Origin of the sequence: Guptibacillus hwajinpoensis (genome assembly GCF_005144865.1) — a bacterium.
GTDB lineage: Bacteria > Bacillota > Bacilli > Bacillales > Guptibacillaceae > Guptibacillus > Guptibacillus hwajinpoensis_A.
Genome location: NZ_SWFM01000014.1, coordinates 1 through 22312, shown reverse-complemented (window position 1 = coordinate 22312; position 22312 = coordinate 1). Strand labels below are relative to the sequence as shown.

The window sequence follows — 22312 nt, the reverse complement described above, 5'->3', positions numbered from 1 at the left end:
TACTTACATGGCGTTTCGTTCAGTTTTCAAAGATCGATTCGTTTCTTTCAATGTCGTTTTCAGCGACTTTATTAATATACCATATTAACTCAGTTTCCGTCAACAACTTTTTAAATTCTTTTTTGCGTCAACCGCGTTGTGTCGGCGACTTATATAACTATATCAGGGTTACTTTTGATATGCAACCCCTTTTCGTAAAATTATTTCAGAAAAACAAAAAGGACTCATTTATCAACGAGTCCTCTCTTCCTAACCTATAATGATAAGCTCAATTGCGGCAAGTGCTACAAGGCCGGGAACTCCTAGAAAACCAGTAACAAATGCTGTTCCTGGATTTATTGGTACATGAAGATCAAAGGGCGTTCCAAACGTATTTAAGAAAAACAGTAATAGAGCTCCAATCGCAAGTTTGATCAATCCCTGTCCGATCCAGCGCATCGGCTTTAGGGGAGCTCCAATAAATAGAAGCAAAACAATACATAAGATAAACAGTCCGATGACGAGTTTAGGATCCATAGCAGACCTCCGCTCTTTTTTCAGAATTAGTAAAGCTTATGTTTGTCCAAATAAAAAAGAACGGGAAGTTTAACACTATCCCATTCTTATCTTACGGCGTTTTGCTTCTTTTAATAGAAAGAAGTATTTTGCTTCATCAACTTTAAGCTTCGCAAGAACAGCTCCGGAAGGCTCTACACTGCGCTCCACGATTTCTTTTTGTTTGTTCCAAACATCTTTTAATTCATGAAGCGTTTGTAGCAAACTCTCATCAGCTTGTTTTCGTAAATAACCTTTACGTTTGAAGAGCATTTTGTTCCCTCCTGATCCTACAGCTCACGACGACCTTCCATTGCTTTGGAGAGCGTAACTTCATCAGCGTACTCAAGATCACCGCCAACCGGAAGACCGTGCGCAATGCGCGTAATGCGAATTCCTGTTGGTTTCACAAGGCGTGCAATATACATCGCAGTTGCTTCCCCTTCTATTGTAGGGTCTGTAGCTAGAATTATTTCCGTCACTTTATCATCCTGCAGCCGCTTCAATAGCTCCGGCACTTTAATATCTTCCGGTCCAATTCCTTCTACAGGAGAAATCGCACCATGAAGAACATGATAGAGACCTGTGTAATCTTTCATTTTCTCAATCGCGATAACATCTTTGGCGTCTTGAACAACACAGATAATTGACTCGTCTCGATGACTGTCTGAACAAATCCGACAAGGATCTGTATCCGTGATGTGATTGCAAATTGAACAATACGTGAGCTGACGCTTTGCGTTAACTAACGCCTTACCAAAATCAAGTACATCGTCGTCATTCATTTCAAGAACGAAAAAAGCCAGGCGGACCGCCGTTTTTGGTCCAATTCCCGGCAATTTCATAAAACTGTCGATCAGTTTTGATATCGGTTCAGGATAATGCACTTGCATTCCCCCTAAAACATTCCAGGCATATTAAGACCCTGCGTGAATTTACCCATGTCTTTGTTCACTAACTCGTCTACATTGCGAAGAGCATCATTTGTTGCAGCAAGAACTAGATCTTGAAGCATATCGATGTCATCTGGATCAACAACTTCTTCTTTAACAATAACTTCAAGAATTTCTTTATGACCATTAGCTTTTACAACAACCATACCGCCGCCAGCTGAACCTTCAACGATTTTATCTTTCAGTTCTTCCTGAGCCTTTGCCATATCCTTCTGCATCTTCTGCATTTGCTTCATCATGTTATTCATGTTTCCTCCGCCACCCATGCCACGTTTCATAAAAAATTCCTCCTTATTTGTAATTAAAATTTTAAGTTTGAATATCTAACAAGTCATCGCCTACTAAGCGCCTTGCTTCTGCAATCAAAGGATCTTCTGCAGGTTCTTCGCCTTCTTTAGTCGTTTCTGGCTCGTCTCTTGTTTTCAAGAACTCGGTGCGAACTTGCTTCCACTCTTCTTCAACAATCGCAACCATCTCTAGTTGCTTGCCAAGCGTTCGAGATAACACTTGCTCGAGCGTTCCACGAATATTATCCTTTGTTGCCATTTGGCAATGCATGTCATATTGGAATGATAATAGAAACGCATTCTCAGTGGACGCCACAGGTTCACTATCCTTTAACCAGGCGTGAGCCGAGACTTTTTCCTGACGAACGTTTTCCATTACTTCTCCCCAGACACTTTTCACTTTCATTAGATCCTGCTTTGTTGCTTTCTTCAGCATCTCTTTTATTTTACCATGAGACACGCCAGATTTCTGTCGAGAAGGTTTAAATTGTTTCTTCGGTTTTGCTTCCTGTGAATCTTCTGATTGCTTAACCGTAATGCCTTTTTCCTTCAACGTGTTTAGTTCATTCTCAAGTTTCTGGATTCGATCAAGGAGCTCACTTTGATCTTGACCTGCAGCCTGGCTACTCGTCTCTTCCTGACAAATTTGTACAAGCGCTAATTCAAGAAAAATACGAGGATGGTTCGTCCACTTCATTTCTTGTTGACTTCGATTTAACGTTTCAATAACCGCATAGATCCATTCTTTTGCGCAATTGTTCCCCAACTGTTCAAACGTTTCATCGATTTTTACTCGTTCGACAACTTCTTCTAGTTGTGGAGCTGTTTGATACAAAAGTAAATCACGGTAATAATAAATCAAGTCTTCAATAAAGCGTGCTGCATCCTTACCGTGGTCCATTAACTCCTCAACAGCATTTAACGCTTCCGCAACATCTTTGTTGTAAAAGGCCATCGCAATTTTGGAAATCATTTTCTGAGACACGCTTCCTGTAACGGCGAGGACATCATCTAATACAACGTTTGCTTCACTATAAGATATCGCTTGGTCGAGAATACTTAACGCATCACGCATTCCTCCATCAGCAGCTCGAGCTACCTGATAGAGCGCATCCTCTTCTACTTGAATATCTTGAGCTTCGATAATGGTTTCCAAGCGGCCAACTATATCTTGAGCAGTAATTCGCCTCATATCAAATCGCTGACATCGTGAAATGATGGTTAGCGGTATTTTATGCGGTTCAGTTGTCGCCAGGATAAATACGACATGCTTTGGCGGTTCTTCAAGCGTTTTGAGAAGTGCATTGAATGCTCCTGTTGAAAGCATGTGCACCTCATCAATAATATACACCTTATAAGAAACAGAACTCGGTGCATACTTCACCTTATCACGGATATCCCGTATATCGTCGACCCCTGTATTAGACGCAGCATCAATCTCGATTACATCTGAAATTGAACCATCGGTTATGCCCAAGCAAGCTGAACATTCATTACATGGTTCAGCTACCGGTGCTTTCTCACAGTTGATCGCTTTCGCAATAATTTTAGCAGCACTTGTTTTTCCCGTTCCTCGAGGTCCTGTAAACAAATAGGCGTGAGAGATTTTTTGCTGCATGAGTGCGTTTTGAATTGTTCTTGTTACGTGTTTCTGGCCAACCACATCTTCAAACGTTTGTGGGCGCCAGACACGGTATAGCGCCTGGTAACTCATTCGCCTACTCTCCTCCTAACCTCTTCATACTTTTCTATTATACCTTCTTGAGCTCTCTAATTCAAAAGGCAATCAATTATAAAAGACACTAAAAAACTCACCCTTGTATAAGAGTGAGCTTGGACATTTAATTAAGTAAACCGTGCACCTTCCTTTGATAAAGCCACCACAGGCGTTACCTGAACAGTTAGCTCGATCCGGGCACTCCCGCGGCACACAGAGGGTACCTACTTACTGCTGCTTCCTTCCGGACCTGACAGGGTTCATAGGACTCTGTTGCGCAGGACCCGAATGTCAACACCACTTATTCAGGGCAGACCCTGCAGTGGCTAAACCTCGGGAAGGGATTCAGTCTCGCTATAGCGGATTGCGAGTACAGGGCACCGCTAATTCCCCACCTAGCACGGCAAATTTGATAATAATGTTAGTGCACTCGAACGGTGCAAAATATAGTATAACGCGTTTTTACCTTTTTAGCAATAGGTTTGGATACACCAATGATTGTAAATGGCGGAGGCGAGAGGATTTGAACCCCCGCGACGCGTGAACGTCCTAACTGATTTCGAGTCAGCCCCCTTCAGCCAAACTTGGGTACGCCTCCATCCGTCGATGCCTAATTGGCACAGAAAACACTATAACATGCTTATTCTTGTTTTTCAACGCATGCACTTTGCTGTTTAGCGCGCTTTTTCTTCTCTTTTCGTACTTCCCTTAATGCACGGAAAAAACGTGATAACATGCTACCACACTCTTCCTCTAAAACCCCTGCCGTTACCTCAGCTTGATGATTAAAACGGTTATCATCAAGTAGGTTCATTAACGTTCCGGCACAGCCACCTTTTGGATCGTAAGCGCCATACACAACCCGCTCAACCCTTGATAGAACAATTGCGCCGCTACACATCGCACATGGTTCAAGTGTCACATATAATGTACATCCTGTTAGACGCCATGAACCAACTTCTTTGCAGGCATCGTCAATCGCGAGCAATTCTGCATGTGCTACAGACCGCTGTGCCGTTTCTCGTAAATTATAGGCTGATGCAATAATGCGATCATCTTTCACAATCACTGCCCCTATTGGTACTTCACCAATGGATTCAGCTTTCTCTGCCTCACGAATGGCTGCCATCATAAATTGTTCGTCTCTTTGACGTTGAATATGCATAGCGGTTACTCCTTCTTGATCGTTTTATCTACTAAATGATTGGGGTAAACTACTTATAATTTCATTCTCTATTCCTATTATAAGGAGAGGAATCTAAATGAGCAAAGAACAAAACGAGAATAAGACCTCTGTCGCTCTCTTATTAATCGATGTGATTAACACAATGGATTTTGATGATGCCGAACTACTTGCTCGCTATACCGAGAAAACGGCTGACTCGATTGCTTCGCTAAAGAAAGAGGGTAAATCAGCGGGTATTCCTGTTATCTATGTGAATGATAATTACGGAATGTGGCAATCTGATTTCAAGAAAGTAATCAATTATGCCGCAAAAGCTAATGGACAGCATCTCGTTGATCGACTTGAGCCAGAAGATGATGATTATACAGTTGTGAAGCCTAAGCATTCTGGATTCTTTTCTACACCACTCTCTTCATTATTAAAGTTCTTGAATGTAAAGACACTGATACTAACAGGATTTGCTGGAAACATATGCGTACTCTTCACTGCAAACGATGCTTATATGAGGGAGTACGATCTTTACATCCCGTCCGATTGCTGTGCTTCTAACCTTGAAGAAGATAATGAATACGCTCTGAGATTAATGAAAGGAAACTTAAAGGCGAATATAGATCCCTCTACTAAGCTAAACCTTACAACTCTTATTGAACAAGCGACTCAGCGACAAACGTTTACTTCATACGATGGGTAAAGAAAAACCTCTCTTCTATAGAAGAGAGGGTGAATTATTAAGAGCTTGTTTGAAAATATGCGGGACGCTGCTCAAATGCAGCATTTAAATAAGTTACCATTAATTTATCATCAAAAAGTTTGCTTCCCTTGCGCAGGCTCTGGCAGTAGCCGTCCCGGAATTCGAGACGATCAATTAGAAACGTATTGCCATATTCACTACTTACTGTTACCTCAATAACACGTTCTTTTGCCGTAAAGGCAAGGACTGTGTCATTAATTTGAAAACGAACTTTCTCAAGATAGTTCGAATGATACAAACACGACATACAGCGCACAACTTCATAATACCCACCATCTGTTGTCACACGCTCCGTTTTGTATCGCTTTAAATCAGAATCGATATAGATCATAACATCCTGTACTTTTTTCGTCGAGATAGCGAGTTTCACACTCGTACTCAACGATCGATAGAACCGTTTTTTAATGCCAATTTTGTAGAAAACAAGTCCCATGCACCACGTAACAATAAGCACAGGTAATAAGATTGCCAAAATTTCTTTTTCAAAAATTGTCCACTCATAGTACCAAACGAGTAAGAGTGCAAAAAGCGAGAAAAGAATACCAGCAAAAAACGTCTGCGGGCGATAATCACGAAAATCACCTTCAGCAGTCGAGAGCTCATTATTCAACCATTCAAGCTCATATAAATCAAAACGCTGTAATTCTTTTTGTTGCCAGGACGAATCATTCATCCAACCTTCTGAGCGTTTATGATGTAAAAATTCTTTAAAGAAATAATGTAGATGGGAATTCGTCTCCATCTTCCGCTCAATAGTTTGTCTGAAAGCACGGTCATAAAGTCTAGCAATAGAGCTCATGCCCTGAGCAGCTATGAGAAGAATAAATAATAATAAGAAAAGCTGTCCCCACGGGTTGTCTGAGAAAAAAGATTGCAAACCATCAACCATGGGAGCAAGCTCAGATTTAAGATTGATTCCAACGGCTCGAAATAGCTCGGCCAAAGCACCTTTCCAATCGTCCAACTTGAAAGCCTCCCAACTCTCCATACTCCTTCTATCATATCACCTTTAAAGTCCTTTAGCTTGAATTTTTTAACAATGAATATCATTATTCAACAACAATAACGAACCAATTAATTTCTTTCTGAATAAGGCATTTGTTCAATGCTATCACTTCTCACTCTTCTCCTACTTAATTATTTGTCACTTCCTTTTCTACTAGAAAAACAAATCTTCTTTTTAATAGGATATAACACACAAAAATAAGACGCGCAGGGAAGCCCTACACGTCATTCATAGTTATTATATGTATATGAAGAAACTAAACAAAATAAAAAACCCTTACAGCATAAGGATTTAAATGGTGGCCCCGAGAGGAATCGAACCTCCGACCTGCGGTTTAGGAAACCGTTGCTCTATCCCCTGAGCTACGGGGCCGAATGAGTAATATTATACAGTAAGTTGTTCAAAAGCAAAAGAGTATTAAACGATAATAATCGCGTGATCGTTTGACCACGCGATTCCGAACATTTCCCCCAATTGGCTATTCTGTTACCCAGCTTTGCATATAGTTTGTATCTTCATATTGATGTACCTGTTCAATAACCTTAAGAGGTCGAAAGGTATCAACCATAACTGCAAGCTCTAGAGTCTCTTTTTTGCCGATACTTGCTTCGATTTTTCCTGGGTGCGGACCGTGTGGAATACCTGATGGATGTAAAGTGATTGAAGATTCCTCAATACCTTTACGGCTCATAAAGTTTCCTTCGACATAGTAGAGCACTTCATCGCTGTCGACATTACTATGAAAATAAGGTGCTGGAATCGACTCTGGATGGTAATCATATAGCCTCGGTACAAATGAGCATACTACGAAATTATTTCCTTCAAACGTTTGGTGCACAGGAGGCGGTTGATGAACGCGTCCTGTAATTGGTTCAAAATCATTGATATTAAATTTCCATGGATACAGGTAACCATCCCATCCGACTACATCGAGCGGATGGTGATCGAATACATGACGGTGTAGTCCACCTCTTGTTTTCGTCACCACTTCGAAATCACCTTTTTGATCATAAGAGACGAGGCGACCTGGTCCACTAATATCACGTTCACAAAATGGGCTATGTTCCATTAACTGGCCATATTCATTTCGATACCGCCGAGGTGTTGTAATGGCACTGTTTGCTTCAATAACGAGCCAGCGATTATCTACCCCTTCAGGAATAACCCGATAGATCGTACCTATTGGGATTACGATATAATCACCAGGACCATACGTCATCTCGCCAAACATCGTTTCGATTTTCCCGGTGCCATGATGCACGAAGAAAAGCTCATCTCCGTCACCATTACGGTAAAAGTAATCCATTTTTTCAGTAGGGTTCATAATACCTAGTAGGACATCTTCATTCCCCAGGAAATAACACCGATCGACAATTGCATCTCCTTTTGTGTCACATTGTGCGGTTCGAAAATGACGATGTCGAAGTGCACTATTCGATTCAAACTCTGGCAGCGTACTTTTAAGAAAGGCTGCTTCCTTTACTGCAGTCGGGAAATGATGATGATATAGGATCGATTGGACGCCAGAAAACCCTTTCGTTCCCATCACCTGCTCACGATAAAGCGATCCATCTTTTTTCTTAAATGTGGTATGGCGTTTATGTGGAATCTCACCCATTTTCTTATAATAAACCATCCTCTTCCTCCTCTCCTATGATATTTGAAAGTGTTCCAAGATGATCAATCGAGAGATCTACCTTGTCACCTGGTACGAGCCAGTTACGCTCCATTTGTTCCAGAATACAACCACTGCCTACCGTACCTGAGCCAATCACTTCACCAGGATATAACGTTACATTTTTTGAAGCCTGTTCAATAATCTCACTAAATGAATAATACATGTCTTTCGCATTTCCCAAGGAATAACGCTCTCCGTTAACAAATGCTTCCATCTTAAGATTAAGGTCACCATGTTCTAACGGAAGTTCTTCTTTTGTAACGAGAAATGGCCCAAACGAAGTAGCAAAATCTTTTCCTTTTGCAGGACCTAGCCCAACCTTCATTTCCTTTGCTTGAAGGTCACGTGCGCTCCAATCGTTCATAATCATAAACCCGAAAATATACTCAGCTGCCTGTCCAGCTTTGATATTCCGACCTTCTTTTCCAATTACGCATGCTATTTCAAGCTCATAATCGAGCTTTTCACATGTACGAGGTCGGTGAATAACTTCACTAGGCCCTTTTACCGCTAGATGATTTGAGAAATAAAACACAGGTAGCTCATACCATTCTGGAACAACACCCAGTCCTCTTTTCCCTCTCGCACTTAGTACATGTTCCTCAAACGCATAAAAATCTCTTATGCTCAAAGGGCGTGGAATGGGTGCATGTAGCGTAACATCTTTCAATTCATATCCCGTGTTAGGTAATTCTTCAATAAAAGTTTGGTATCGTTCGAAAGCTTGAATGATATCTATTAAATTTTCTGGAATAGCTCCATTCGATGCCTGATGCAAACTAACAACCCGATTATCATGAACTATACCTGCTTGTATTCTACCGTCTACTTCAAATGTAACGAATTTCAACGTTCTCAGCTCTTTTCATTAGCCGTTGTTTTTCGAATTAATGTAAACGTATCTGCTGCTGCACGAGTATACTCCTGACCTGCTAAACGTCCAACAGGATTCAGTTTCTCAGTATTGATTTTGCCATCATCGTATAATTCGTCACGGATGTGAACCATAACAACTTTGCCAATAACCAAACTTCCAGAACCTTCGTGATCGCCAAATTCGACAACTTGATCAAGAATACATTCAAGTTGAACGTCGCTTTCTTTCACACGTGGTGGACCAACAAGCTCACTATGCTCTTTCGTAAGTCCAGAAGCGACAAACTCATCTGTTCCTTTTTCAAATGGTGTAGCACATTCATTCATTTGTTCAGCGATTTTCTCGCTAACAATATTTATGACAAATTCCTTAGTATCTTCAATATTTAGAAGGGTATCTTTTTTGCCCCCTTCACCTGTTTTTCGCATTGGAGCAAAACAAACCATCATCGGGTCTGCACAAATCCCAGTAAAAAAACTAAACGGTGCTAGATTAACATCGCCGTTACGATCCATACTTGAAACAAAAGCTATCGGACGAGGTACTACTGATCCAATTAATAACTTATAAGCTTCTTTCCAGGCTAACGTATCTGGTTGTACTTTCATGAGACGGGCAACTCCTTCATAAGTATGATGATGCTATCTTCTATAAGTTGCCTCGACGTTCCTGCTCCCGCTCAATCGCCTGAAATAATGCTTTAAAGTTACCCTCACCGAAGCCTTTTGCTCCTTTTCGCTGAATAATTTCAATAAAGAGTGTCGGACGATCAACAACAGGCTTTGCAAAAATTTGCAGAAGATAACCTTCATCATCGCTATCCACCAATATTTTCAATTCACGAAGCTTACTAATCTCCTCGTCAATCTCCCCTACTCGTTCCGTCAATTCTTCATAGTACTCATCTGGTGTTTCAAGAAACTCTACGCCACCTTCACGAAGTTTACCAACCGTCTCAACAATATCATTTGTAAGAACAGCGATATGTTGAACCCCAGGTCCATTATAGTAATCAAGGTACTCCTGAATTTGCGATTTACGCTTCCCATTCGCAGGCTCATTAATAGGAAATTTAATTCGGCCACCATTATGCATAACTTTCGACATTAAAGCAGAATACTCTGTGCTAATATCCTCATCATCAAAATGAATCATTTGTTTAAATCCCATAACGTTCTCATAATATGAAACCCATTCTTCCATTGATTCAACATTGCCGACGCAGTGATCAATACCAATTAATCCTGTTTCCTCAGAAGGAATTGATCCTTCAAATCGTTTATATCCTGGGAGGAAAATGCCGGGATAGTTTTTACGTTCAACAAGTGTGTGAATGGTATCACCGTATGTTCCTATAACCGCCATCTTCACAACACCATGTTCATCCTTATATTCTTTTGGCGGACTAAGTTCAATCGCCCCCCGCTTGGAAGCTTCTTTGTAAGCCCTTTCAACATTATCCACAGTGAGAGCAATATCCTTCACACCGTCTCCATGTAATTTAACAAACTCTGCAATTGGATGATCATTAGACAGTGCACCCGAAAGAACGAGTCGAATATTGTTTTGTTGCAAAACATAAGAAACCTTCTCACGATCCCCTGTTTCTAGACCTGAATAAGCCACAGGTTTAAAACCAAACGCCTTACAAAAATAATGACTCGCCTGCTTTGCGTTACCTACATAAAGCTCCAAATAATCAACATCACGTACGGGGAAAAAGTCAGCGGTACCCTGCTGGTTTTGATTCAACATCTGTTCCTGCATAATGATCCCTCCAAATTTAGTTTGTCACTCAGCTTAAACGTATAGCTTTTTCCACTTCCTTTCAAGAGTCCTTGTTAAAGCCATAACGCTTCTATGTAATGAAAGGCGAAAGCGCCCGTTCAGACCCGAAAGGCACTGGAACCCTTCAAATTGAACACGGTCTTGGTGTTCGAGGTGAAGGGTGAAGTGACCGAGGGGCTGGGCGCTGCAGCTAGATCTCATGAAAGGCGAAAGCGCCCGTTCAGACCCGAAAGGCACTGGAACCCTTCAAATTGAACACGGTCTTGGTGTTCGAGGTGAAGGGTGAAGTGACCGAGGGGCTGGGCGCTGCAGCTGGATCTCATGAAAGGCGAAAGCGCCCGTTTAGACCCGAAAGGCACTGGAACCCTTCAAATTGAACACGGTCTTGGTGTTCGAGGTGAAGGGTGAAGTGACCGAGGGGCTGGGCGCTGCAGCTAGATCTCATGAAAGGCGAAAGCGCCCGTTTAGACCCGACAGGTACTGGAACCAATAAAAACAAAACAAAAAGACCAGTTATTCGCCGGTCTTCCTCTCAAAATAACTCGAAAGTGGATAGATCGTTAAACTTTGAAAAACAAGCGAGAGCAAAACAGCACCAAAGGCAAGTGAAATCACTGTTCCGTTCGCAGACCCGTACTCTGATTCCAAACCAAGTAACAATGCGACAGACATTGTGCCCCGAATACCGGACCAAGTAACAAGAGAGATATCCTTCCAATTAAACTCATTTCTCCAGCTTGAAAAAGATTTAATGATGCCTGTAAGAACGAGGAAGCGAACGACCACGGAACTTAAGAAAATAATGCCTGCGAAAGCCCAGTTATTAAAGTCGAGATAGTTTGTTGTCTCAATGCCTATTAATAAAAAGATTAGAGCTAATATGCTTGGTTCAACTACCTCCCAGAAACTATTTAAGTATTCTCTGTAGTGGGATTCCTTAATAAAGCCATCAAGTTCGTATGAGAGTATAATCCCAGCTGCTACAACAGAAAGGACACCTGACACACCAAGTTTTTCTGCTACATAAAAACTCCCGTAAGCGAGAACGATACTGAGCATGACCTGATATTGCCGTTGATGAGTAAAATAAATGGCCCTGCATACGATCCAGCCAAATAATGCACCAATGGCTATTCCACCGAGGGATACTAGAATAAAATCATACGAAAAAGAAGTAATTGAAAAACGTTCTCCGTCTAGATACATGGAAGCTATGACAGTGTAAAGAACAATACTTGTCCCATCGTTCACCATCGACTCCCCTTCTACAACGTCAGCTATCTTTGGATCTTTCGACGCCTTTTTTAATATCGATACAACAGAGACCGGGTCAGTTGGAGTTAGAATTGACGCAATTAATAACGCCCCAACAAATGATAGGGATAGAAACGGACCACTTATCGCATATAATAGAGTACCAAGAAGAAGTGCACTGAGTAGAAGCCCCACAGTGCTTAATGCAGCAATAATGCCAGCATGCTTTTTTAAATGCGTGAACGGAAACTGATACGCTGATATAAAGAGAAGTGCTGGTAGAAACCATTCAAATATAATTTCTTTTGTAATATGTACATTCGTAAAAAAGGGAAAAAAAGATAAAGCAATACCAAGTAAAAGCAAGACAAGTGGAGCCGGAAAGTTTTTTTGTTTATTATCAATTGTGTAGACTAAGTAACCGATAAATAAAAGAATCAAAATTTGATGAGAATCCATTATTCCACTCCTTTCCATTTGCTAAATTCCCCTTGATGATAGGGATTAAACAGGCAGGCTTTATTTACCTCTAAGTTGCATGTTTTAACCCTGTCAACAGTCCTAGGTCTATGCTACAATAAGCTTTGTCTATTAAAAGATAAGTAAGGTCTGCTATAGAAACGACGGAGGAGGATACGTATGAACCAGACCCCATTTATTGCCGTCGAAGGCCCGATCGGTGTTGGAAAGACTTCTCTATCTCGAGCACTCTCTGCTCATTACAAATTCGAACTCTTTCAAGAAATCGTAGAAGAGAATCCATTTCTAGGTAAATTTTACGATGACATTGAAGAGTGGAGCTTCCAAACCGAGATGTTTTTTCTCAGCCATCGATACAAACAATTAGAAGAGATGGATAAGCATTATCTATCAAAGCAGCTTCCCGTTATTTCTGATTACCACATTTTTAAGAATAAAATTTTCGCCCAACAAACGCTCAGTGACAAGCACTTTTCTAAATACATGAAGATTTATGACATCTTAACCGAGGGAATGCCTGAACCGAACGTTATCATTTATTTAAATGCTAGCCTTGAAACGCTATTAAATCGTATCTCACAAAGAGGAAGACAGATTGAGAAAAGCATCGATCCCGCTTATCTTGAACGTCTTTCTTCTGATTATGAACGATTTATGCAAGAATTCGAAGCACACCATCCGGATATTCCAGTGCTACGTTTCAATGGCGACGAGATGGATTTTGTGTCTAATCAGCAGGATTTGCACACGATCTTCCAAACCCTCGAACAAACATTGAAAGAAGGAGACCGTGTTAAATGAACCTCAGAGAGAAATACAACATCCCGCAGGACGCCGTTATTACCATTGCCGGTACAGTAGGCGTAGGCAAATCAACGATTACCAACGCCCTTGCAAATGCACTACAATTTAGAACTTCCCTAGAGAAAGTAGACAACAACCCATACCTTGAAAAGTTCTATAACGACTTTTCTCGCTGGAGCTTTCACTTGCAAATCTATTTTCTTGCGGAACGGTTCAAGGAACAGAAAAGAATGTTCGAATATGGAGGCGGGTTTGTACAAGACCGCTCGATTTATGAAGATACAGGCATTTTCGCGAAGATGCATTACGAAAAAGGCACTATGTCGAGCGTAGACTACGAAACGTACACAAACCTTTTCCAATCAATGGTGATGACACCCTTCTTCCCACATCCTGACTTGATGATCTACCTTGAAGGATCATTTGATGATGTAGTAGATCGCATCAAAGAACGTGGACGTCCAATGGAGCAGCAAACTCCTACTGAATATTGGGAAGAAATGTATCAGCGTTACACAAACTGGATTGACAGCTTTAATGCGTGTCCAATCCTTCGTTTAAACATTAATGAGTATGATCTCGTTAATGATCCTTCTTCTGTAGAACTTATCTTAAAGCGTATCGAGCAGAAGTTCCATCAGATTCCTTCATTAAATAGATCGTAATTAAAAAGCTATCCATAATGGATAGCTTTTTTGTTATGCTTATTTTTCAACATAAAAAAACCACTGTCGGCGATGACAGTGGTTAGATATAATCTCCAAATTATATGCGCGTTGGTTATTAATTAGTAAATGGAGGAGGAAGAGGGATTCGAACCCCCGCGGGCGATTAAGCCCCTGTCGGTTTTCAAGACCGATCCCTTCAGCCAGACTTGGGTATTCCTCCGTGTGAAGTTAGTAACTAACTGCGACAAGTAATATAATATCACCGTCTTAAAACAAAGTCAACAATATCTCAAAACTTTTTTAAAAGAATTTGATTCACTTAAATTGTTGACCAAATCAACCTCTCTTACTATACACTACTTCTTTTCAAAAATAAAGAGCAGAGAAATTTCTCTGCTCTTTATAAACATTACTTAATGACTTCACGGCCACCCATATATGGACGAAGGACTTCTGGAACGATGACAGAACCGTCTTCCTGCTGATAGTTCTCAAGTATTGCTGCAACTGTTCTTCCAATTGCTAGGCCAGATCCGTTCAATGTATGAAGGAATTCCGGCTTCCCATTTTTCTCTCTACGGAATCGAATGCCTGCACGACGTGCCTGGAAATCTTCAAAGTTACTACAAGAAGAAATTTCTCGGTACGTTCCATAGCTTGGAATCCAAACTTCGATATCGTATTTTTTAGCTGCTGTAAATCCAAGATCTCCAGTACACATGCTCATCACGCGATAAGGTAGTTCAAGTAGCTGAAGCACCTTCTCAGCGTGTCCTGTTAGCTTCTCAAGTTCATCATAAGAATCTTCTGGCTTAACAAAGCGAACAAGCTCTACCTTGTTAAACTGATGCTGACGAATTAATCCACGTGTATCTCGACCAGCAGATCCCGCTTCAGAACGGAAACATGCACTGTATGCTGTGTAAGCAAGTGGTAGTTCTTCCACATCCATAATCTCATCACGATGGAAGTTTGTAACTGGTACTTCTGCTGTTGGAATTAAGAAATAATCTTCTTCGCGAATTTTGAAAGCATCTTCTTCAAATTTAGGTAACTGACCTGTACCAGTCATGCTCTCACGGTTCACAAGGTATGGAGGAAGAATTTCCTCATAACCATGCTCAGATTCGTGTAGATCCATCATGAAGTTAATAAGGGAACGTTCTAAGCGTGCTCCTGCTCCTTTATAGAAAGCAAATCGACTACCTGTAACTTTTGCAGCACGTTCAAAATTAATGATATTAAGATCTGTCGCAATATCCCAATGGGGCTTTGCCTCGTAAGTAAATTCCTTTTTCTCTCCCCACGTACGTATTTCAATATTATCGTCTTCTGTTTCGCCAACAGGAACGCTTTCGTGAGGGATGTTCGGAATTTGAAGAAGAATTTGCTCAAGTTCTGTTTCAACAGTGCGCAGTTCTTCATCAATCGTCTTAATCTTATCGCCTACTTCACGCATTTCTGTAATTAAGTGATCCGCATCTTTCTTTTCTCGTTTAAAAGCAGCTACGTTCTTGGAAACTTCATTACGCTTTCCTTTTAACTGCTCAGTCTCTGCAATAAGATCTCTTCTGCGCTGATCGAGTTCCTCAAAACGATCAAGACCTACTAGATCTTCCCCACGCTTAGATAACTTCGTTTTTACTTCTTCAAAATTCTTACGCAAATACTTTAAATCAATCATGCTTGTTCCTCCTTTTTTAGAATGATAAACGAGTTAACGGACAAATCTTGGGTATAGGCTAGATGTTTATGAATGACTTTTTCATAAACATTGTTGCTTTAGCAATAAGAGTAGTGGTTGATTTCCGCTGCAGGATGCTCGCTTTCCGCGGGGCGGGCGGTGAGCCTCCTCGGCGCGCTTAAGGTGCGCCTGTGGGGTCTCACCTGTCCCGCTAATCCCTCAGGAGTCGAGCACCTTCCACTCCAATCAACTTTGATGTGTGGATTTTTATAAAAATCCCTTTTCAAAACAACAATCTTTTAGAATTTTGAATACAAAAAAGCCCCCATCCCCTATAAAGGGACGAGAGCTACCCGCGTTGCCACCCTGATTGCAGACAATTGCCTGCCTCTTAACAGAATAACGGTCTGCTCCGAGATGGCCTACTTTATTTCAGCCTTCTACTCAGGGATGGATTCACAGGGTTCAATGATCGATTCACACCACACATCGACTCTCTTTGCATTGAACATCTATTACTATTTCCCGTCAACGTTTTCGTTTATCATTCGTCTCAGGCAGAGATTTTATGCTCTGCTACTTGGTACGTAATAATTTACACGAAAATTTACTCTGTTGCAAGTCCTTCTTTTTTAAACTCAAGAACCATATCAATAAACATTTGATGCATACGATCATCATCCGTTAACTCTGGATGGAAAGCACATGCAAGGAAACGTCCGTCTCGTGCAGCGACAATTTTCTCGTTAAATGTAGCAAGCACTTCAACATTTTCTCCTACTTCTTCAATATATGGAGCACGAATAAACACGCCAATAAAGTCTTCATCTAACCCTTCAACAGGCAATGGTGCTTCAAAGCTTTCACGTTGGCGCCCGAATGCGTTACGCTTAGCAGTCACATTCATCACTCCAATATGAGACCCTTCAAGTCCCTCAACACGTTCTGACAGAAGAATAAGACCTGCGCAAGTACCAAAGATAGGCTTTTCAGCAGCAAATGCCTTTAAAGGCTCAAGAAATCCATATTGATCAATTAATCGACGCATCGTTGTACTTTCTCCACCTGGCAACACAAGACCATCTAAGTCCTCAAGCTGCTCAACGCGTTTTACAACTACGATCTCGGCTTCTTTCGTTTCAAGTGCTTTCACATGTTCACGGATTGCTCCCTGCAGTCCAAGGACTCCGACTTTCACCATAATGCTCTCGACTCCTTATGTCTAATCTAAGCAAGACCCCCACCTTACGTTGCTCAGGTGGGGGATCAATGTTTTTACCAGCCGCGCTCTTGCATACGCTCTGTTGGTTTAAGTGAAGAAATTTCAATACCTGGCATTGCGATTCCAAGGTTCTTAGAGATATTTGCAATCAATTCATAATCTTGATAGTGAGTTGTTGCTTCTACAATAGCTTTAGCAAACTTCTCAGGATTATCAGATTTGAAAATTCCAGAACCAACGAATACGCCGTCAGAACCAAGTTCCATCATTAGGGCTGCATCTGCAGGAGTTGCAATACCACCAGCAGCGAAGTTAACAACCGGAAGACGTCCAAGCTCTTTAATTTGAAGAAGAAGCTCAAATGGAGCCTGAAGGTTCTTCGCTTCAGTCATTAGTTCGTCTTCAGACATGCTTGAAATTTTACGAATTTGGGATTGAATTAGACGCTGATGACGAACAGCTTCAACAACGTTTCCTGTTCCAGGCTCACCCTTTGTACGAAGCATTGCAGCACCTTCACCTACGCGGCGCAGTGCTTCACCTAGGTTACGTGCACCACATACGAAAGGAACAGTGTACTTGCGCTTATCAAGATGGTATTCTTCGTCAACAGGAGTTAATACTTCACTCTCATCGATGTAGTCAACGCCCATTGATTCAAGAACACGAGCTTCCACGATATGTCCGATACGGCATTTTGCCATAACTGGAATAGAAACAGCATTCACAACTTCCTCTACAATTGTAGGATCAGCCATACGCGCTACGCCACCTGCTGCACGAATGTCAGAAGGAACGCGCTCAAGTGCCATGACTGCTACTGCACCAGCTTCCTCTGCAATCTTTGCCTGCTCTGCATTGATAACGTCCATAATGACGCCGCCTTTTTGCATTTCAGCCATACCACGTTTTACACGATCTGTACCTGTTTGTTGATTCATCTATATTCCTCCCATATCTATAGTAGAAAACGTTTTTTTCTTACAACTATCTATCAAACGCCTTTATTGTAACATTTTTTAAGGACTTGTCCTATCACATGTGCGTTGATTTCGTAAAAGATTTAGAAAAATACTCCCCGATATGGTAATCGAAGAGTATTTTTTCCAAAACTTTCTGTTTTTATTAACTAAATAACCCTTTTACTGCATCCGCTGCACTCGTCCAGATGCCTCCGAAGAAACCACCAATTGCGCGCATTGATAGTGTAAACCAACCAGCTTTTTCAATAGAATCTGTTGCTGTAAGCGGAACAGACGTACCGTTATCACCTGTGATGTAACCAAAGTCCTTGCCAGTCGATTTCAAAACCACTTGACCAACTTTATCGCCTTCTTTAATTGGCGCAGTAAGTTCCCCATCTTCTGTTAACAATGACTGATCAAGTTCATAGCTTAGCTCATAAGGTTGTTCAGTATCCTTTTCTGTTACTGCACTAAATGATTCTCCTGCAGCTACACTAACTTCTTTCTCTTTACCTTTTACAACAGGAACTGTTGAATTATCTTTTGCTTTATCGCCTTTTGTAATAATTGTTTGTGATTCAAATTGGTCGAAACCAAAATTCAATAATTTAGCTGTTTCATTAAAGCGTGCTTCATAAGAATCCGTCTTCATCACAACTGAAATTAAGCGCATGTCACCCTGCTTTGCAGTTCCGGTAAATGCATAGCCTGCAAGATCAGTCGATCCTGTTTTAAGTCCATCAATTCCATCTACAGAATATTTATTAGCATAAATAAGCGATGGAAGAAGCCAATTCCAGTTCTTCATTACAATTTCATCATCTGTACCTTCACGGAATTTCTTAACCGGCGTACTCGTTGTTTCAAGTACTTCAGGGAAGTCCTTTAGAAGATGATAAGCAAGAAGTCCAGTTGAACGAGCAGACATCATATTTTCTTCTTCAGGGTCTCCAGCAGGATGGTTTCCAAGGAGATCTCTGTTATTTAACCCTGAGCTATTTACAAATTTGTATTCCTTCATACCCATTTCTTTAGCTTTTGCGTTCATCATTTCAACAAACTTCGTTTCGCTTCCCGCTAGATGTTCTGCAAGTGACATAGTTGCTGCATTCGCAGAATAAATCGCCATAGCTTCATACAATTCTTTTACTGTATATTTTTCATCTACGCGAAGTGGAACATTGGAAAGAGAACGATTTTGGGAGAGCTTATGTATCGTTTCGCTAATAGAAACCTTGTCATCCCATGCAATTTCGTTTTTACTAATTGCTTCAAGCAATAAATATTCCGACATCATTTTTGTCATACTTGCAGGTGAGAGCGTTAGTTCAGGATCTTTTTGATATAGAATTTTCCCTGAATTTGCATCGATTAAGATCGCTGCTTCTGCATTGATTTCTGGTGCCTCTGCAGCCATTGCAATACGGCCTCCACCAAATGTTCCTGCTAATAGTAATACAAACGCCATAGTTACGATCATGGCTTTTAAACCAAGGTTTTTCAACCCCTACACCTCCAAATAAGTCTCACATAACCGCTATTCTATCACACCTAAAATTAAAAAAATAGATAGAGGAAGCCCCCCTATCTACTTTTCGCACGTATTGATCTATTTTTGTCACAGACGCTTCTAAACTTCAGTCAAAAGTACTATTAAACCGAATAGTTTGGTGCTTCTTTCGTTACCTGAACATCGTGTGGATGACTCTCGCGTAGCCCTGCACCTGTAATGCGGACAAACTGACTATCTTCACGTAAAGAATTAAGTGTTCTCGTTCCGCAGTAGCCCATACCAGAACGTAAACCTCCAATTAACTGATGAATTGTATCGCTTAGCGGTCCTTTATACGGGACTCGTCCTTCAATTCCTTCAGGAACGAGCTTAGACATATTTTCCTGGAAATAACGATCTTTACTGCCTTTTTCCATAGCACCAATTGAGCCCATACCACGATAAACTTTGAATTGACGACCCTGGTAAATTTCGCGCTCTCCCGGACTTTCATCAACGCCTGCAAGGATACTACCTAGCATAACAGCGTGCCCACCTGCAGCAATGGCTTTAACGATATCGCCAGAGAACTTAATACCTCCATCTGCTATGATGCTAATACCGTGCTTGCGTGCTTCAGTTGCACATTCATAAATAGCTGTAATTTGTGGTACACCAACTCCTGCAATAACACGAGTTGTACAAATAGATCCTGGTCCGATACCTACTTTAACAACATCGGCTCCTGCTTCAATCAGTGCTCTTGTTCCTTCAGCTGTTGCTACGTTCCCAGCAATGATAGATAGGTCAGGGAATGCAGCGCGTATTTCGCTAACTTTAGTCATGATACCTTCTGTATGACCATGTGCAGAGTCAAGCACGATTACATCAACGCCTGCTTCAACTAGCTTCTCCACTCGCTTTAAAGCATCAGTTGTATTGCCGACTGCAGCACCTACAAGTAGTCTTCCTCTATTGTCTTTGGCAGACTGAGGGAACTGAATGACTTTCTCGATATCCTTAATAGTAATAAGGCCTCTTAAAGTGCCATCATCATCAACTAGAGGGAGCTTTTCAATACGGTGCTTCTGAAGAACACGTTCTGCTTCTTTTAACGTTGTACCAACCGGAGCAGTAACAAGATTTTCTTTCGTCATTACTTCTTTAATTAGAATAGAATAATCTTCGATAAACCGAAGATCACGATTAGTTAGGATGCCAACTAGCTTTCGTTCGTCATTAACGATTGGAACACCTGAAATACGATACTTGCCCATTAGATGTTCAGCATCGAATACTTGATGCTCTGGCGTGAGAAAGAAAGGATCTGTAATTACACCACTCTCAGAACGCTTAACACGATCAACATGCTCTGCTTGCTCTTCGATTGACATACTTTTATGGATAATACCAAGGCCACCCTGTCGTGCCATTGAAATAGCCATAGGGGCTTCTGTCACTGTATCCATTCCTGCACTGATAATTGGAACATTTAACTCAAGGTTCTTTGTTAATTGAGTTTTAACAGATACTTCTCTTGGTAGTACGTCTGAAAAAGCCGGTGTTAATAATACATCATCGAAGGTTAACCCTTCTTTAGCAAATTTTGTTTCCCACATCCCTTTCATCCTCCTCTAATCGATTTGTCCGAAATTTTATTAGTAGCTTATCAATTGGTTAAACTACTGTCAAGAAAGATAGAATAAGTTTGAATTATCAAACATGGAGGGTTCTTATGGGATATTCTGGACATCACCGTACAACGAACTATGAATTCCAATCAGCTTCATATGTTCAGCAATATCTGAAAAAATGTTATTCTAACATTGAAATTCCAGATGCAGAACGCAGAAGTTATGATTCCTGCTATCGTTTTATGTACTTCATTGAATATGGTGAACGGTATTATCGTCATGCAGCTTCTGCAGAAACAGAATTAAAACCAATCCTGTTGTTTTATGGAATGATTCAACTACTGAAAGCATGTTTATTAACTCTTGATCCAAATTATCCAGGAGATACGCATGTTCTTGCACACGGTGTAACCTCTAGAAAACGTAAAAAGCGTCATTATTCATTTATGCAAGACGAAGTGAAAGGGCAGAAGAATGGACTCTTTGAATATTTTTCAAGGAAAATGTTCCATATAAAACAAGTTGAAGGAGAAAAATACAGAATGGAAGAAGTATTATCACTTATTCCTGAAATGAGTTCACTATTCGAAAGAATGAATGGCAAGGTAATTTGCTATAGAGCAATACCTCTCACTCCAACTTCTTTTACAATTCAGTCGAGCATTCTTGACTCCCTCAATATGACGGGTGAGAGGTTTGAATCTTTTCTTAAGCAGCAAATAAAAGGAGAAATACAAGTATTTACACAAAGCCGTGATTTATTAACACTGAAAGTTGAAGAAGGGTTCAAAAAAGAATTATTTAAGCGTCCCTTTCTTTCCAGCCATGAGGATCTATATCTTCCTGCAGAAAGGATACAGTACAATCCAATTACCGAAATCATGGCCCACTATCTCCTCCTTTATAATCTAAGTATGATTTGTCGGTATGAAACGGAATGGTGGGGTGACCTTTTTCACACACAGGAGTCTGTAGATCTTCCATTTATATTGCAGTTTCTAGAGGTAACATCTGAAAAAGTCCCTGATTTACTTTATGAATTCTTAGAAATGAGAAAATAAGTTTGTATTTATGAAGTGATTGGGGCTTTATCCGCGAATTTGAGATTATATCCGCGATTCTGTTTGTAAGCAGCGTAAGTTAGATAAATGCTTCTTAAAAAACCATACAAAAAAGCCAGAGACCATTTGATCTCTGACTTCTCATAATTGCCCAGCGACGTCCTACTCTTGCAGGGGGAGATCCCCCAACTACCATCGGCGCTGAAGAGCTTAACTTCCGTGTTCGGCATGGGAACGGGTGTGACCTCTTCGCCATCATCACTAGACTAAA

21 protein-coding genes, 3 tRNA genes, 1 rRNA gene, 1 other RNA gene and 1 other annotated feature are annotated in these 22312 nt (G+C 40.9%); of the genes, 4 read left to right on the top strand and 22 right to left on the bottom strand.

The features are described 5' to 3' along the window. Positions 1-249 precede the first annotated feature (249 nt). The 8 genes from FBF83_RS20455 to tadA all read right to left on the bottom strand — a co-directional run bounded on the left by FBF83_RS20455 (position 250) and on the right by tadA (position 4656). On the bottom strand, positions 250-516 hold the full coding sequence (locus FBF83_RS20455) for a pro-sigmaK processing inhibitor BofA family protein (RefSeq protein WP_136948936.1): 267 nt from the start codon (positions 514-516) through the stop codon (positions 250-252). A 75-nt stretch (positions 517-591) separates the two neighbouring features. Beyond that, complete coding sequence (locus FBF83_RS20450; RefSeq protein WP_136948935.1) at positions 592-807, bottom strand: YaaL family protein; 216 nt, start codon at positions 805-807, stop codon at positions 592-594. Positions 808-824: 17 nt separating this feature from the next. After that, positions 825-1421, bottom strand: coding sequence for a recombination mediator RecR (gene recR / locus FBF83_RS20445; protein ID WP_136948934.1), 597 nt, complete (start codon positions 1419-1421; stop codon positions 825-827). Positions 1422-1432: 11 nt separating this feature from the next. After that, positions 1433-1753 carry a YbaB/EbfC family nucleoid-associated protein gene (locus FBF83_RS20440; RefSeq protein ID WP_420875149.1) on the bottom strand — a complete coding sequence of 107 codons (321 nt, stop codon included), beginning with the start codon at positions 1751-1753 and terminating at the stop codon, positions 1433-1435. Between the two features lie 43 nt (positions 1754-1796). Beyond that, on the bottom strand, positions 1797-3488 hold the full coding sequence (gene dnaX / locus FBF83_RS20435) for a DNA polymerase III subunit gamma/tau (RefSeq protein ID WP_136948932.1): 1692 nt from the start codon (positions 3486-3488) through the stop codon (positions 1797-1799). A gap of 140 nt (positions 3489-3628) precedes the next feature. Further along, positions 3629-3895, bottom strand: an RNA gene (ffs, locus tag FBF83_RS20430) — signal recognition particle sRNA large type. A 101-nt stretch (positions 3896-3996) separates the two neighbouring features. Continuing rightward, positions 3997-4089: transfer RNA gene (locus FBF83_RS20425), tRNA-Ser, on the bottom strand. 42 nt (positions 4090-4131) lie between these two features. Then, positions 4132-4656: a tRNA adenosine(34) deaminase TadA gene (gene tadA, locus FBF83_RS20420; RefSeq protein ID WP_136948931.1), complete on the bottom strand. Its 525-nt coding sequence runs from the start codon at positions 4654-4656 to the stop codon at positions 4132-4134. Positions 4657-4753: 97 nt separating this feature from the next. Between tadA and FBF83_RS20415 the strand changes: the two genes are divergently transcribed. Next, positions 4754-5368: an isochorismatase family cysteine hydrolase gene (locus FBF83_RS20415; protein ID WP_136948930.1), complete on the top strand. Its 615-nt coding sequence runs from the start codon at positions 4754-4756 to the stop codon at positions 5366-5368. Positions 5369-5405: 37 nt separating this feature from the next. Here the strand turns inward: FBF83_RS20415 and FBF83_RS20410 are convergent, their stop codons facing one another. From FBF83_RS20410 to FBF83_RS20380, 7 genes are all read right to left on the bottom strand, one after another. Then, the gene (locus tag FBF83_RS20410) at positions 5406-6392 is read right to left on the bottom strand and encodes a hypothetical protein (protein WP_136948929.1); all 987 of its coding nucleotides are present in this window, start codon (positions 6390-6392) and stop codon (positions 5406-5408) included. 338 nt (positions 6393-6730) lie between these two features. Next, positions 6731-6806: transfer RNA gene (locus tag FBF83_RS20405), tRNA-Arg, on the bottom strand. 106 nt (positions 6807-6912) lie between these two features. Continuing rightward, complete coding sequence (locus tag FBF83_RS20400; RefSeq protein WP_136948928.1) at positions 6913-8070, bottom strand: homogentisate 1,2-dioxygenase; 1158 nt, start codon at positions 8068-8070, stop codon at positions 6913-6915. Then, positions 8057-8962: a fumarylacetoacetate hydrolase family protein gene (locus tag FBF83_RS20395; protein ID WP_136948927.1), complete on the bottom strand. Its 906-nt coding sequence runs from the start codon at positions 8960-8962 to the stop codon at positions 8057-8059. Before FBF83_RS20395 ends, FBF83_RS20400 begins: the two co-directional genes overlap by 14 nt. 5 nt (positions 8963-8967) lie before the next feature. After that, positions 8968-9597 (bottom strand): flavin reductase family protein, encoded by a 630-nt coding sequence (locus FBF83_RS20390; protein ID WP_136948926.1) that lies wholly within the window; start codon positions 9595-9597, stop codon positions 8968-8970. 40 nt (positions 9598-9637) lie between these two features. After that, complete coding sequence (gene hppD, locus FBF83_RS20385; RefSeq protein WP_169525664.1) at positions 9638-10756, bottom strand: 4-hydroxyphenylpyruvate dioxygenase; 1119 nt, start codon at positions 10754-10756, stop codon at positions 9638-9640. A 534-nt stretch (positions 10757-11290) separates the two neighbouring features. Continuing rightward, a complete protein-coding gene (locus FBF83_RS20380) occupies positions 11291-12490 on the bottom strand; it encodes a cation:proton antiporter (protein WP_136948925.1) in 1200 nt (399 codons plus the stop codon). A gap of 180 nt (positions 12491-12670) precedes the next feature. On the opposite strand from FBF83_RS20380, the gene FBF83_RS20375 reads away from it, so the two are divergent. Continuing rightward, the gene (locus FBF83_RS20375) at positions 12671-13312 is read left to right on the top strand and encodes a deoxynucleoside kinase (protein WP_136948924.1); all 642 of its coding nucleotides are present in this window, start codon (positions 12671-12673) and stop codon (positions 13310-13312) included. Beyond that, a complete protein-coding gene (locus FBF83_RS20370) occupies positions 13309-13980 on the top strand; it encodes a deoxynucleoside kinase (RefSeq protein WP_136948923.1) in 672 nt (223 codons plus the stop codon). The genes FBF83_RS20375 and FBF83_RS20370 overlap by 4 nt, the downstream gene beginning before the upstream one ends. Positions 13981-14110: 130 nt before the next feature. On the opposite strand, the gene FBF83_RS20365 is transcribed toward FBF83_RS20370, so the two are convergent. From FBF83_RS20365 to guaB, 6 genes are all read right to left on the bottom strand, one after another. Beyond that, positions 14111-14203, bottom strand: a tRNA-Ser gene (locus FBF83_RS20365). 189 nt (positions 14204-14392) lie between these two features. Continuing rightward, complete coding sequence (gene serS, locus FBF83_RS20360) at positions 14393-15667, bottom strand: serine--tRNA ligase (protein ID WP_136948922.1); 1275 nt, start codon at positions 15665-15667, stop codon at positions 14393-14395. A 335-nt stretch (positions 15668-16002) separates the two neighbouring features. Beyond that, positions 16003-16208: a binding site (T-box leader), on the bottom strand. A 66-nt stretch (positions 16209-16274) separates the two neighbouring features. Continuing rightward, entirely contained in the window at positions 16275-16868 is a 594-nt protein-coding gene (gene pdxT / locus FBF83_RS20355) for a pyridoxal 5'-phosphate synthase glutaminase subunit PdxT (protein WP_136948921.1), read from the bottom strand. A 74-nt stretch (positions 16869-16942) separates the two neighbouring features. Beyond that, complete coding sequence (pdxS, locus tag FBF83_RS20350; protein WP_136948920.1) at positions 16943-17830, bottom strand: pyridoxal 5'-phosphate synthase lyase subunit PdxS; 888 nt, start codon at positions 17828-17830, stop codon at positions 16943-16945. Between the two features lie 184 nt (positions 17831-18014). Beyond that, positions 18015-19358, bottom strand: coding sequence for a D-alanyl-D-alanine carboxypeptidase family protein (locus FBF83_RS20345; RefSeq protein WP_240688162.1), 1344 nt, complete (start codon positions 19356-19358; stop codon positions 18015-18017). Positions 19359-19507: 149 nt separating this feature from the next. After that, a complete protein-coding gene (gene guaB / locus FBF83_RS20340) occupies positions 19508-20965 on the bottom strand; it encodes an IMP dehydrogenase (RefSeq protein ID WP_136948919.1) in 1458 nt (485 codons plus the stop codon). A 116-nt stretch (positions 20966-21081) separates the two neighbouring features. Between guaB and FBF83_RS20335 the strand changes: the two genes are divergently transcribed. Continuing rightward, on the top strand, positions 21082-22041 hold the full coding sequence (locus tag FBF83_RS20335) for a YaaC family protein (RefSeq protein ID WP_136948918.1): 960 nt from the start codon (positions 21082-21084) through the stop codon (positions 22039-22041). 149 nt (positions 22042-22190) lie between these two features. On the opposite strand, the gene rrf is transcribed toward FBF83_RS20335, so the two are convergent. Further along, positions 22191-22307, bottom strand: a 5S ribosomal RNA gene (gene rrf / locus FBF83_RS20330). Positions 22308-22312: the final 5 nt, after the last annotated feature.